Origin of the sequence: Acinetobacter sp. TY2 (genome assembly GCF_046269225.1) — a bacterium.
Classification (GTDB): domain Bacteria; phylum Pseudomonadota; class Gammaproteobacteria; order Pseudomonadales; family Moraxellaceae; genus Acinetobacter.
The window spans coordinates 1-13,574 of record NZ_JBJZOR010000042.1; the positions used below are offsets into that span (position 1 = coordinate 1).

A 13,574-nucleotide genomic window follows, 5' to 3' on the forward strand; every position below is an offset into this window, starting at 1 on the left:
AATGCCATATTTACAATACCAGCGCACAGCCCAAAGAATGATTTCGCCCTGAAAATGCCGACCATGGAAAGGATTCATATGCTGCACCTTTAGCTAAAACAGTCTTCAGCTTACCATTCGTGGTTATTTGCAACAGTGCCATTTTAAGTATCTGATGAACCCTTATTCTGCTTCCAAAAGACTTTTACATTATGTAAAGATTGGTGAATTTGTTGACATATACTACCTTCAGGGACAACCATTGTATCAGAGGAGACATTAGCTATCCTGCTAAAGTACATCATACAATTTATACAAATGAGTCATTGAATAGTGTGATCCGTCAATCAAGAAAAGAAAAATCTTTTCTTCCGATGATTCTATGAAGAAAGAAGTAATTTACTTCGCAACATTAAATCCTGCTAAGAAATAGACATTGCCAATCTTATGTGGCATTACTACTCATGACTTTAAGCAATGAATTGATTTACTATTCATTTCGATGGTTGATTAAATGATCATTTATAAAAAATCGGACTTACACAAAATGAGTTACAGACTCTAATATCACCCTCACTTTAAGTGGCATAAGTTATATTACTGCTTTTATCAGACTTATGCTGCAATATATGAGTGTAGGACAGTAGGCTTTTTTACCTCTGTCGCTATATAGCCATAAGTAGTTATGGCACCCCAATCTTCAATTTTGAAAACTACTTCTCAGCCCAGTAAATAGCGCCATTATTTAGTTCTGCTGGTTAAATTCAATCCTAACCATAAGACCACCAATAGCATTTGTCCGATGTAACTCAACTTTTCCGTGATATAAATCGACAATTTGCTTAACAATCGATAAGCCGAGACCACTGCCAATAATGACACTGTTCTGATTCACCCTATAGAATCTTTGGAAAATCAGAGGTATTTGTGCTTCATCCAAACCAATTCCATTATCCTCAATCTGCACAAAGCTATAATTTTTAACACAGCCACAACTGATTTTTATGACACACGGGCGTTCATAACTACGATAGATGATGGCATTCTCTAAAAGATTACGGAGCATAATTTCCAATTGCTCAGGTTGAGCCATAACTAGAGCTGACTCCAGTTGTAACTGTAAGTCAACTTTTTTTTGACAAAGCTGAAAATCCATCATCGAAAGAGTACTTTGAATCACATTAACGAGATCGACCGAGCCTTGAATTTGATGAGCATTGGGTTCAATCCGGGCTAAGGTTAGTAACTGTGTAATCATTCGCGAGGTTTTATCAATGCCAATCATGATGTCCTCAGCTGCTTCTCGTGCCTCCTCAGTCGAACGTGCACTCTGCAAAACTTGTGCATGCAGACGGATCGCCGCCAAAGGTGTACGTAACTCATGGGCTGCATTTGAGGTAAAACGTTTTTCACGTTGCATGCTTTCTGCAACTTCACTCAATAATGTATTTAATGACTTCACCAAAGGTTCGATTTCTTTGGGCACGACAGGGTTGATGGGTTTTAAATGTTCAATCGACTGCTTTTCCAGATTTTGACTGATACTGAATACAGTGGACAAATTGCTACGTACGGTCTGCAAAATCAGCCAAGACAATAATGGTAAAAAAAATGCTGAAACCCCTATTAAAAATAACAGCATATCTCTCTGGATATCCTGACGGATAGTCCAGACCTGTGCAATTTGTACTTGTATAGTGTGGGTGCTGTCCCAAACCGAATAACTGCGATAGGTTTGATTGTGAATATTAATCCAGCCAAAGTTGGCTTGCTGGACAAACGGATGTGTGCCAACGCCAACCGAACGATAAATCAACTTGCCATTACGATGCCAGATCTGGAAAATAATCTGATTATAATGCTCCCCTTGAGCTTTCTCGATGACCGTATGATCCGGGATTTGCCCCGCCAGTGAACTTGAAGTAGTCGAAAGTAAAGCATGGGCTGTTTCAGCCAGTGATTTATCAAAAATATTGTTCGCGGTACGCTGCATTCCCCAGTAAATACAACCTAAACTACCCACCCAGACACTGGCGGTGATGACCATTAAAATAAATGATAGACGTCTGGTCAGTGAATAACTGCGAATGAAATTGGCCATTAATAATTTTCATCCATAATATATCCAAAGCTTTGTACAGTGCGCACGATATTTTTTCCCAGCTTACGCCGTAAATTATGAATATAAACCTGTATCACATTACTGCTCACATCTGCATCATAGGCATAAAATGAGTTTTCTATACTCTCCCGTGAAATGATCCGGCCACGGTTAAGGATAAATAGTTCTAGCAAGTGAAACTCTTTCGGGGTTAATTCAACTTCAGTGTGATCTCTCAGTACCTGTTTAGTCGCTTTATTAACCGCAATATTGCCAATCTGAATCAAATCACTCACTTCTCCTGAAATACGGCGTAATACTGCTTGAATCCGTGCAATAACTTCATACAAATCATAGGGTTTAACTACAAAATCATCTGCCCCAGCATCTAAACCGGAAATTCGCTCCTGAATTTCATCCTGAGCAGTCAAAATAATAACGCCTACTTTATTCTTTTTACGACGCAGTGACTTTAAAATTTCCAATCCATTCCTGTCTGGCAAACCTAAATCAAGCAAAATAAACTGATAATCATAACTCGCCAAAAAATGATAGGCTTGTTCTGCTGTGGTGGCGATATCAACAACAAAATTCGCTTGGTCTAAGCCCCGTGCTGTCGCCTTAGCCAGTAAGACATCGTCTTCAACTAACAATATTCTCACGTCTGAGCTCCCCCTCTCATTCTACTTCTTGCAAGCCTAAATTTTATTTCCGTGAAAACGACAGCTATAGCTGAATTCTGAAAGACATAGCACCGAAATATTTTCGTAAAATACTATTTTATCAAGCTTTTACCGTGCTGCTCAATTAAGTAATCAGCTATACTCTGGCCCCAAAAAGACAGAATACCAGCCGAATAATGACCACACAGGGCATTGATGTATCAGCACTCTACTATATTTTACTCTGCCTGATGATCCTCATGTAAAGGCCATAGTTGATGTGAATTCAGCAATAGCAAACTCAAGCTTTCTGCATAATCAATTTTGGCTTGATCAATTCGACCACGCGCATCAACCAGTTGCTGCGAATGGAGTAACAGTTCATTTAAACTCAATTCACCGAGCTTATATGCTTTTTGCATCAATCCATGTTGTTGCTGTAACTGTGCCAAATTCTGTTGAGCCTGCTCACTCCGTACAGTTGCCGACTCCATCTGCGTGAACCAGTATTGCGTTTCCTGACGCAAACGGTTTTCTACTCGTCCGATCTCAAAATTGGCCTTTTGAGCTTCCGCCATGGCCATACCAGAAGCTATCCGCACTTGCCGACTGGCGAGTGGAATTGAAACGCTCACACTCATCAAATTTTCAATGCCTGACTGCTCACGACTATAGCCCACTCCGACCGTAGGATTAGCTACCCGATTGAGTTTCTCTCTTTTGACTAACGCATCTTGCTGTGCTGCCTGCGTTTTGGCCAACTCAAGCTCATGGTTAGCAGACAAAACCTGCTGTATCCATTCAGTCTGTGTATATTCGAGTGGGCGAATTTTGATGACATCACTGCTCCAGTGTTCTGGAATTTTCCCCTGATAATCACGTGACAATAGCTGCTGTGCTTGGTAGTAAGCTGTTTTAGCCTGCATATATTGTTCTTCGATTTGCCGAGATTCATTGCTGAGCAGCATCAGTTCCAGTCGTGGGGCATCTCCAGCACGGATACGCTGCTGGGTCATTTGCATATAGTGTTGTATTCTTGCCTGCTGTTCCTCTAAGCGTGTCAATTGCAAAGCACTACGCATATAGGCAAACCACTGATTCAGCAAGGTTTTGGCAACTTCATGTTTGGCATCTTCATATTTTAATTCTGCAATACTCATCCCTCGTTGCGCCAAATCCTGATCCAGCCGGTATTTGCCAGGCAAACGAATCTGCTTTTCAACACCAAAGTTCGGCTCATAACTATTGGACTTTGTTTGACCATCCTGGGCATCGGTGTTACGAAGCTGCATCCCCGCACGTACGGTCCAGGGATGGCCCAGTTTTAGCCCTTGTCCTGCAAAATTGGCATAGTCCTGATCCGAGACTGCCGACCGAACAGTTGGATGCTGTGACAAGCTCTGCTTGATCGCATCGAGTGGTGGCAAGACCTGATCCAAAGCGGGTTCCGCGGAGACGACAGAAGCCATCATCACACAACAGCCCAAGCCTATTAAACATAAGGCTTTACCCAGCAAACGGGGTTGAGTAGCTATCTCTGGTTTCATTCGTTCACCTTTCCTTGACCAGCATAACCCGATGCTATGGTTGGTAATACCCAATAGAAACAGTCACTTGATTTAAATTTCTTTTGGATATGGGCTAAAATTAAAGGCACAGTTGCGAGGGGTAAAATCAACAGAATCAAATTACGCTCAGTTGCACCCCGAATTTTTTCTTGAATGTTGCGATAATGTTGGTGGCTGCCGAAACCTTGTGCCGGGATACAGGTACATCCTGTCACAATCTCGGGAATGAGCCATAAATGGCTCATTAATTCTTCCGCAATATCACTGGAGATGTTGATAGAGAGTTGGCACATTTCAGACATGAATATCTCGCACTAAACCAAATTGTTTAAACAAGTTAGGAAGTAAAATCAGCGTCAGTAAGGTGCAGGAAATTAACCCGCCAATTACCACGATCGCTAATGGACGCTGAATTTCAGCACCTGGCCCAGTGGTAAAGAGCAAGGGAATTAAACCCAAAGCCGCGATACTTGCAGTCATCATCACTGGACGTAAACGTCGCATAGCTCCCTCACGAACCACCTCTTCAATTGCAATGCCGCGTGAAATGAGCTGGTTAAAATAACCGATCATCACCAAACCATTCAGTACAGCAATCCCCATTAATGCAATAAATCCGACCGAAGCAGGCACCGATAAATATTCACCGGTAATGGCTAAGGCCACGACTCCACCAATTAAAGCAAAGGGAATATTCACAAAAACCAGTACTGCCTGACGAACAGAACCTAAAGTTGTAAAGAGCAGGAAAAAAATCATGGTCAACGCTGCAGGGACAACCAGCATCAGACGCGCTGCTGCACGTTGTTGATTTTCAAACTGGCCACCCCATTTCAATGAATATCCTGCCGGTAATTTAACTCTCTGGGCAACCTGCTGTTTTGCTTCCTCGACAAAACCGACCAGGTCGCGGTCACGCACATTGGCACGGACAACGGACATTCTTGAAGCATTTTCCCGGTCAATTTTAACGACACCTTCAGTCTTGACCATTTCTGCTAAAGAGGACAATGGTACAGCCGCTGAGTTTTCAACAGGTAAATTCATATTTGCAAGGGCAAAACTGGATTGCCCCAGACGCGGATCACCTTTGATCATCAACGGAACCGGTCGACCCTGTTCAATAATCGAACTAATTTGCTGCCCTTCGATGAGCATTTTGAGTTGTGCCTGTATGCTTTGACTATCTAGCTGATTGCGAACAGCCATATCACGACGAATACGTAATTCCTGATATTGCACCCCGGAATTTTCCAACGTCATGACATCTTCACTGCCTTTGATCCCTTGTAGAACGGTAGAAATTTGCTTAGACAGCTGATTTAGCTGGTCTAAATCGGTACCAAAAATTTTGACTGCTAAATCTCCACGTACACCTGATAACATTTCTGAGGTCCGCATTTCAATCGGCTGACTAAAGGTCAGATTGACTCCAGGAACGTCAGTCAATACATGGCGAACTTTGGCTAAAATCTGCTCCTTACTTTGTCCCTGCCACTGATCTTGCGGTTTCAAAATGACAAAGCTATCGGTTTCATTTAAGCCCATGGGGTCCAGGCCCAGTTCATCCGAGCCTGTTCTTGCCACAATGCGGGCCACTTCTGGAACTTGTTTTAGAATTCTTCTTTGAATGTCCAGATCAAGTGCAATTGAATTTTGCAGACTGATCGATGGCATTTTTTCCAGCTGCAATATGGTGTCACCTTCATCCATGGTTGGCATAAAAGACTTACCAATGAGTGGGAAAATAAGTGCAGCAACCACCAAAGCGCCTCCGGCCAAAGCATAAACACGTTTCGGATGAGCTAAACTTGCATTTAATACCTTGCTATATGCCTGTTCCAGCTTAGCAACAATATATGGCGTGTGATGTGCTTGAGATTTCAAGAAATAAGAACACAGCACCGGAATAATTGTTAATGAAAAAATCAGTGAGCTCGACAGTGCAAAGACAATGGTCAGCGCCACCGGAGAGAAAAGCTTCCCTTCCAGCCCCTGCAACGTCATCAACGGAATGAAGACCAGCATAATAATGATCATTCCTGCGGTCACCGGCACCGCCACCTCACAAACCGCGCGATAAATGACGTTCAGCGACGGTAAAAACAAACGGTGTTTGGACTCGTGTGCATCTGCCAGTTGCATTTCGATATTTTCCACCACCACAACAGCCGCATCGACCAGCAAACCAATAGCAATGGTTAAGCCACCCAATGACATCAGGTTGGCACTTAATCCAAACTGACGCATCATTAAGAAGGTACTCAACGCAGATAAAGGTAAAATCGCGGCAACAACCAAAGCGGCTCTTAAATTGCCTAAAAACAACAGCAATAAAATCAGGACCAGTACAATCGCCTCGATCAAGGTTTTACTCACGGTATGAATGGCACGATTCACCAGTTCACCACGGTCATAAAAAGGCTTGATCGTAACGCCCGGGGGTAAGTTTTTCTCAATGTCCTGCAAATGTTCACGCACACTTTGCACAACCTGACGTGCATTGGCGCCTTTTAAAGTAAGGACAATCCCTTGAACAGCTTCACCCTGACCATTTTCGGTCACTGCCCCGTAACGGGTAAGGGCACCGGTATGGACATCGGCAATGTCCTTCACTTGCACCAGTGTCCCTTGATGATTGGAAACAATAATCTCACCCAGCTCTTGTAAATTGGTGACACGACTATCGCTACGAATCAGTAATGATTCTCCATTTTCATTCAGACGACCGGCACCGTCACTTGCATTATTTAATTCAATTGCTTGTTTTAACTGATCAAGAGATAGACCTCTTGATGCCAGAGCATCCAGGTTGGGTGTCACTTCAAAAGTACGTGCCAAACCACCCAGGACATTGACATCCGCTACCCCTTCAATTTTTCTGAGCTGTGGACGGACGACCCGATCGAGCAAGGTTCGTTTTTCCATATCACTCATAGGGCCATGTAAAGTGAACATAAAAGATTCACCTAATGGCGTCGTCATAGGCGCAATCCCACCAGAGGCATTGCCAGGCAAAGCTGACATGACTCCAGTCAAACGCTCATTGACCTGTTGTCGGGCCCAATAAGGATCTGTCCCTTCTGCAAAATCCAGGGTAATGATTGCAATGGCATATTTAGATTGTGAACGTAATACAGTCTGATGAGGAATTCCCAACATTTCCTGTTCTATCGGTACCACAATACGGCTTTCCACCTCTTCTGGCGTCATGCCAGGAGATTTCATCACAATTTGAACCTGTGTACTTGATACATCGGGAAAGGCATCAATCGGCAATTTTGTAAATGCCAAATAACCTGCAACACTGATTGCCACACCCAATAACAGCATTAGGATTCGTTGACTCAGTGAAAATGCAATAATACGTTTTAACATGTGCCTAACCTCATTTCATCGCAGTGCTACTACTGGCAGGTGGTGCCTGCTCTGCACCGAAACCTGACCAAACGGCTTTTAGACGTTCGACACCATTCACAGCAACTTGAATTCCAGGTTTTAATGTGTTTCCAATCACATGACTTTGCTGCTGGTTCGCACCCACCAATTCCACCGGCATTGCAAAGAAACCATTTTGATTTTTGATAAAAATGAAGTGCTTGTTATCTTTTAAAGTCAAGGCAGTACTTGGTATTACCCATGCAGTTTCTGTTGTCGGGTTATGGCTTTGAATATTCGCTTTAATAAACTGTTGTACTTTTAAACAGTTATCCTTGGCATTCATCTGAACTAAAACATTTTGAGATTGCGTATTGTCTGAAAGTGCTGGTGCAATTTTTTGTACCTGCCCAGTAATTTCACACCCCTCAACTTTAACCAGATCGCCAATCTGGATATATTTGCTATCCGCTAAAGGGGCTTGCAACATTAATTGCAAAGGTAGATCACTATTCACCAACTGACCCAGTACTGCGCCGGTTTCTACATATTGACCTGCAGATACCTGTAAACTTTCTACACTGCCTTTGGCGGGACTTTTAACATACACTACGGAATTCAGTCCCTGACTGCTACTTCCTCCCATAAACTGCAACATGCGTTGCTTGGCACTCAAATCAATATTCAGTCGTTGCACTACATTCTGGGCTTCCTGTACACGTTTTTCAGCAATAATCCCTTCAGCATATAAACTGCGTTCACGTGCCAAATTTTGGCTGGCCAATTGCAGTTGTGCACGAATTTGTAAAATTTCATTTTGAATCTGAATTAAATCAGGGCTATGAATGGCCAGTACAGGATTATGGAGACCCACTTCGGCTAAAGGTTGCACCAGTACCTGTTGAACTATCCCCGCTATCGGGCTGGTTAAGACCACTTTACTTTGAGGTGACCACTGCGCTTGCCCCTGCAAAGTCAGTGCAAGTTGTACATCACTTGTCGCTTGTCCTAAAGTTTGTAATTGAATACCTGCCTGTTGAATCTGTGTGGGCGAAATTAAAATCTGATTACCAGAGACATCTATGGTTTCTGTTTCATTGGCGGTTACATTTTGTGGCTTTGATTTTTCCGCTTTATTTTTATTAAATAGTGAACTGCTCGCCCACCAAACTCCTAAAATTACCAAGACCAATGTGCAAATACTGAGAAATATTTTATTATTTCGTAATACACTCACTTGTTGACTCACTGATCTACCCTCAAAAATATTTTCTCTCAGGATAAATTTAAGTTCTTAAGATCTAATTAAGTTTGGAAATCCAATTTTTTCAGGATCTAAAGGGTAATTTCCACCTAAGCATAATATCTCGGTTATTTCTAAAGAGCAGATGAAGGCGGAAAAAGAAAACCATATCCCCCTTATCTCGAGAAGCAATGAGTTTGCTTAAATCAATTCAAGAATATACTCAGTCACAAAATTTCATCTCCGTTAAAGGGCCAGTTAATAAATATCCCTACAATGTCGTGAAAATACATTCATCTACTTTACTTTATAAATTTTAATCATTATTTTTTTAGAGCAAAATTAATCATGCACGATTTCAATCTGAATTGATTCAGATTGAAATCAATTATTTTTAGGCTATTTGCATTACATGGTTGAAATTAATTCTTCATCCAAATCTTCATCATCACCATATAACTCAACCAAGGTTGGAATATAAGCACCATATTCCAACTTAATTTTATCCTGTTTGGTTGGAAATGTACCTAAACCTTCATCACCTTTGGTTTGTTTCGGTGAATATGATGGAGTAGTTAAGGTCGTAATAGATCGGGCTACTTTGTTATACAACATTTTTGCTCGAAGTACTTCAAAAGTATAGCCACGCCCCATTCGGTTCGCTACTCTTGTAATACCATTATGTCCCTCAGTATAAGCATTAGTAATCCTGACGGGTGCATCCCAATAAGTAAATATATCTTCAAAGTTATTATTGACTGTTTTAGCAACATCACGGAAAGACTTTAAATGCTTGGGAATATCACTTTCCCAATTGTTAAATCTCTGTATTGCATCGTCTTTAGTCGTTGCTTCATAAATATTATAAAACTGCTCTTTGAGATCATAAGCTTCTTTAAACTCAGGATGAATTTTTTCAAGTTGAGCCAAGACTTCTAATTGTTCTTCGGTCAATGAGTTTGGTCGTCTAAGCAGTATCCATCGTAAATGCTTTTTCATATTCAATCGAGCATAGCGATTCATTCCACTCTGTAAATTTTTTCGCTCAGTGTCTAACGCTACGCTTGCCATTCTAACCACATGAAATTTATCAATGACCAATTTAGCATTAGGTAGATGTAGACGAAACGATTTTTTAAATGGTCGCCACATATCACTGCAAATCCATTCTACCTTATCTGCATCAGGCATTTTGGCAAAGTATGGCATCAAGGTGTCTTGAGTCCTTTCAGGCAGCATGTCATACAAGCTGTTCATTGCAAGGTTGGTGATGACACAACGATATGTCCCCATCAGGGTAGTCGAGATGAATTTCATCGATTAGACGCATCCAACTCAAATCAGTTGATGAAATCTCTTTGGGCTTGTAATACAACGTACTGCGATTGATTTGAATCAATTGCGATTGTTGTCGTACCGAAAGTTGATGGGTCTTATCGATCATTTTTTGCCGCTCAGCTGCCCTATTTTTCTGAGCGCACCTTCTAAAAAATCAATTTGCAATGCCTGATGTCCTATCTTGGCATGTAGAGCTTTGAGGTCAATCTCAGGTTCTTGTTGTGCTGTTGGTCGTGAAAAAATATTGATTGATTGCTCAAGCAGTTGATTTTTCCAATCAATTATTTGGTTTTGATGTAAGTCGAATTGAGTAGAAAGTTCAGCGAGTGTGTGGTCGCCTTTAATTGCTGCGAGAGCAACTTTAACTTTAAACTCTGCTGAATGATTACGACGTTTTCTTCGTGTCATGGTTGACTCCAAAAACAAGCATTTCCCATGCTTATTGGGGAGTAGATTATCACTTATAGGCGTGGTCTAAAATCCTAGAACCACATCACTTCAACCTTTTTAATAGTTCGATTCACATTACTTTCAGCGATATGGTAATTTGCCGCCAATTCCAATTGGGTGTTGTAGCTCCGTAAGTAATTGAGTGTTAATAATAATTGATCCTCTATAGCTAAAGTATGAGGACGCCCTAATTTCTTTTTAAGTGATTCTGCTTCTTTTAAAACTTCGACCATTTCACTAAAAACTGCTCGAGGTACACCAACCAAGCGCTGGAATTCAGAATCTGAAAAACGATTTAATTTCTGATATTTCATGAAATCTATATTGAGGCAGTTTTTACTTTCGCAAGAGGTCTAATCATCAGGCTGTACTTATTTGGACATTTCAACTGCTTGAAAGGGAACCTGCCTTAAATGAATTAGCAGAAATTAAAAAATATTTTCTTTTAATCTTTCCAGATAGTGTTTATCAATTAGCCTAAGTTGTATTTAAAAATTAATTTTTTAAATAAAAAGCACTAAATCAAAGAAACTTTCTTTAAAAATACCTATTAATTCATACGATTTACAGAATATATGAAGCATAAGTTCTTGTTCCTGCTCTATCACTCACTCCTACTAGACATTAGTACAGACTAAAATTACATAGCTCTTTTTACTGATACTAAACGATTCATGTTCACACTACGTTCTGCGGCTTCGAGGGCTAGTTTTTGTTAAACCACTGAGAATAATGACAATAAACTGACCACTATATTTTTCCGGAGAGTGGTGTAGGAACTTTTTCATTATTGCTAATCATATCAGCGACAACATCAGCAACGAGCTCCTCTATTCCTGAGAATGCTTTAGACTGATCCGCATCAAGCCAAGACAATGATGGAAACTCAGCACACAACCCAACATACTCATTATCTTCTGCTGACCATGTAACACGGTAAGTATATTGTTTACTATCCATTTGACACCCCATAATGTTTTAAGTTTATGTATAAAAGTACGATTTTCATTTAGTAGTACTTAAATAATCACCCCACCACTGCATCATTTCAGTCCGTTGAGCTAAATAGTCAGCGTGATTATAGCTGGCACGGGTACGGTTCTTATCAATATGTGAAAGTTGTGCCTCAATCCAATTATCTTGGAACAAACCTGAGTCATTCAAAATGGTACTAAAAGTAGAACGTAATCCATGAGAAGATAATTGATGTTTGCCATACCCCATCTTACGTATGGCCATATTTAGAGTATTAAAATGAATCGGTTGATTGTATTTGCGTGGGCTAGCAAAAAGGTATTTTTCACCGTATGACCACTGCATGACGTCTTTTAAAATCTCTAAAGCCTGATTTGAAAGTGGAACTAAAAAATCTGGAATCTCATGGCCTAATATGACTTTTCGTCGAAACTGTTTAATATGCAAGGCAGGTATTTTCCATATTTTTTCATTTAAATCAAAATGATGAGGCTCAGACAATAACAATTCAGCTCCTCGCACTCCAGTATATAATTTAAACATCAGTGCTTTTTTAATAATCGGATGGGCATCCAATTTTTGTAATTTATACTTAAAATCAGATATATCCTCCGCTTTCAAATACGGATAATTTTTCTTGATTTTACTGTTAATGGCGATTTTATTTAAACCATGCGCGATGTTGAATTCACAATAACCCATCGCTACAGCGTAGTCATAAATTTGGTTCAAATAACTACAAGCTTTCTTGACAGGTTCTTTTACTTGGCGTCCCTCTATTTTTTTGATTACTGAAACCAGGTCATAACGCTTGATGTTTTGAAAAGGTAGATCCTGAAGGTCTGGATAAATATCTTGCTGTAAGCATCTTTCTGCTAACTGTAGTACACCACAGCGGGGTAGATCGTTGAAGGCATTTTTCAGTTTGAACTGTAACCACTCCTCCCCAACCTTACCAAAGGTGATGACATTAGAGGCAGTATCATGTTCAAAACAGAAATCATTGTCTTTAAAGTCATCTCTGACTTGTCGTGCCTTTTTCAGCGATAAATCAGGATAAAGACCTAACTGAATGCGTCGACGTTTTTTAGTTTGTGGATCTGTATAGCGATAGCACCAAGATTTTCTTCCACTCGGCTCAATCTTCAGGCTAAGCCCATCTTCATCGGATAAAAAACTGGTTTTTTCCTTACAATGAGCTTGGCGAACTTTAATTTCAGTAAGACTCATGGAATTTAAATTAAACCTAATAATGGGTTGATTGGATCAATTATATCAAAATAGAACGCTTTATATATGATGCGTATGATACGCATCATATTAAATTGTAAGTTATTATTTTATATATTTATTATCGAGACTACTCGATATTTAGTAACCAGTTTAAGTACCACCTTTACTTTAAGTTCCCAACACCCCTTTTTCTTTAGTCAGTTTTAAATAAGCCTTATTCAGTCCATTGTAAAAAATTTAGGATGGCCTTTCTTGATGTTTCCCTTTAGCTAAACTAGTTTATTATCTTCAATAGAATTCAAATAAACAGTTAATTCTGAAATTAGCCGTAAAGAGCAGGAACTTTCTAGATATCAAATCAAGGTTGCCGAGCTTCAAAAAAAAGAAAACAGCAATTCATACCAAGCCGCTTAAAGAAAATCAGAACTTATCAAAAGTAGAAGAACTTGAAAGAAAAAAATTGGAGGCTCTAGTTAAGAAGTAGCAAAAAGAAGAAATTGAACATCAGAAAAAGTTAAAACGGGAAATCGATGCAATTAAGGTATCAACACAACACATCACTCATGTTACTGATATACGCTGAATTATCAGGAGACTTTCCCTTGGGAGATTCTAGGCAGCCAACTTATAAAAGTCTTCGGCCATTT

At 40.2% G+C, this 13,574-nt stretch carries 9 protein-coding genes and 4 pseudogenes; 1 reads left to right on the forward strand and 12 read right to left on the reverse strand.

Annotation, left to right across the window (positions count from 1 at the left end):
• A pseudogene (locus ACK1JC_RS16370) lies at nucleotides 1–78 on the reverse strand (IS6 family transposase); the annotation flags it as partial.
• A 167-nt stretch (nucleotides 79–245) separates the two neighbouring features.
• Between ACK1JC_RS16370 and ACK1JC_RS16375 the strand changes: the two are divergent.
• Nucleotides 246–409 (forward strand): annotated as a pseudogene (locus ACK1JC_RS16375) (IS256 family transposase); the annotation flags it as partial.
• Nucleotides 410–724: 315 nt separating this feature from the next.
• Here ACK1JC_RS16375 and ACK1JC_RS16380 read toward each other — a convergent pair.
• The 11 genes and pseudogenes from ACK1JC_RS16380 to ACK1JC_RS16430 all read right to left on the reverse strand — a co-directional run bounded on the left by ACK1JC_RS16380 (nucleotide 725) and on the right by ACK1JC_RS16430 (nucleotide 12,924).
• On the reverse strand, nucleotides 725–2,080 hold the full coding sequence (locus tag ACK1JC_RS16380) for an ATP-binding protein (protein ID WP_016165442.1): 1,356 nt from the start codon (nucleotides 2,078–2,080) through the stop codon (nucleotides 725–727).
• Nucleotides 2,080–2,742 carry a response regulator gene (locus ACK1JC_RS16385; RefSeq protein WP_409512909.1) on the reverse strand — a complete coding sequence of 221 codons (663 nt, stop codon included), beginning with the start codon at nucleotides 2,740–2,742 and terminating at the stop codon, nucleotides 2,080–2,082. The genes ACK1JC_RS16380 and ACK1JC_RS16385 overlap by 1 nt, the downstream gene beginning before the upstream one ends.
• A 239-nt stretch (nucleotides 2,743–2,981) precedes the next feature.
• Nucleotides 2,982–4,289 carry a TolC family protein gene (locus ACK1JC_RS16390; protein ID WP_092692962.1) on the reverse strand — a complete coding sequence of 436 codons (1,308 nt, stop codon included), beginning with the start codon at nucleotides 4,287–4,289 and terminating at the stop codon, nucleotides 2,982–2,984.
• Nucleotides 4,286–4,612 (reverse strand): DUF3240 family protein, encoded by a 327-nt coding sequence (locus ACK1JC_RS16395; protein WP_092692960.1) that lies wholly within the window; start codon nucleotides 4,610–4,612, stop codon nucleotides 4,286–4,288. Before ACK1JC_RS16395 ends, ACK1JC_RS16390 begins: the two co-directional genes overlap by 4 nt.
• Nucleotides 4,605–7,688: an efflux RND transporter permease subunit gene (locus tag ACK1JC_RS16400; protein ID WP_092692958.1), complete on the reverse strand. Its 3,084-nt coding sequence runs from the start codon at nucleotides 7,686–7,688 to the stop codon at nucleotides 4,605–4,607. The genes ACK1JC_RS16395 and ACK1JC_RS16400 overlap by 8 nt, the downstream gene beginning before the upstream one ends.
• A gap of 10 nt (nucleotides 7,689–7,698) precedes the next feature.
• Complete coding sequence (locus tag ACK1JC_RS16405) at nucleotides 7,699–8,937, reverse strand: efflux RND transporter periplasmic adaptor subunit (protein ID WP_092692956.1); 1,239 nt, start codon at nucleotides 8,935–8,937, stop codon at nucleotides 7,699–7,701.
• Nucleotides 8,938–9,339: 402 nt separating this feature from the next.
• Complete coding sequence (locus tag ACK1JC_RS16410) at nucleotides 9,340–10,170, reverse strand: ISL3 family transposase (RefSeq protein WP_409512910.1); 831 nt, start codon at nucleotides 10,168–10,170, stop codon at nucleotides 9,340–9,342.
• 55 nt (nucleotides 10,171–10,225) lie between these two features.
• Nucleotides 10,226–10,677, reverse strand: a pseudogene (locus ACK1JC_RS16415) (IS3 family transposase); the annotation flags it as partial.
• Nucleotides 10,678–10,766: 89 nt separating this feature from the next.
• A pseudogene (locus tag ACK1JC_RS16420) lies at nucleotides 10,767–11,033 on the reverse strand (transposase family protein); the annotation flags it as partial.
• Nucleotides 11,034–11,469: 436 nt separating this feature from the next.
• Complete coding sequence (locus ACK1JC_RS16425) at nucleotides 11,470–11,691, reverse strand: antitoxin HicB (protein ID WP_086374384.1); 222 nt, start codon at nucleotides 11,689–11,691, stop codon at nucleotides 11,470–11,472.
• 33 nt (nucleotides 11,692–11,724) lie between these two features.
• A complete protein-coding gene (locus ACK1JC_RS16430) occupies nucleotides 11,725–12,924 on the reverse strand; it encodes a tyrosine-type recombinase/integrase (RefSeq protein WP_409512911.1) in 1,200 nt (399 codons plus the stop codon).
• Between the last annotated feature and the right edge of the window lie 650 nt (nucleotides 12,925–13,574).

Bases quoted from the DNA above. Each gene is read 5' to 3' on its own strand.
- ACK1JC_RS16380 (WP_016165442.1), bottom strand. From the start codon at position 2,080: ATGGCCAATTTCATTCGCAGTTATTCACTGACCAGACGTCTATCATTT.
- ACK1JC_RS16390 (WP_092692962.1), bottom strand. From the start codon at position 4,289: ATGAAACCAGAGATAGCTACTCAACCCCGTTTGCTGGGTAAAGCCTTA.
- ACK1JC_RS16395 (WP_092692960.1), bottom strand. From the start codon at position 4,612: ATGTCTGAAATGTGCCAACTCTCTATCAACATCTCCAGTGATATTGCG.
- ACK1JC_RS16400 (WP_092692958.1), bottom strand. From the start codon at position 7,688: ATGTTAAAACGTATTATTGCATTTTCACTGAGTCAACGAATCCTAATG.
- ACK1JC_RS16410 (WP_409512910.1), bottom strand. From the start codon at position 10,170: ATGCTGCCTGAAAGGACTCAAGACACCTTGATGCCATACTTTGCCAAA.
- ACK1JC_RS16425 (WP_086374384.1), bottom strand. From the start codon at position 11,691: ATGGGGTGTCAAATGGATAGTAAACAATATACTTACCGTGTTACATGG.
- ACK1JC_RS16430 (WP_409512911.1), bottom strand. From the start codon at position 12,924: ATGAGTCTTACTGAAATTAAAGTTCGCCAAGCTCATTGTAAGGAAAAA.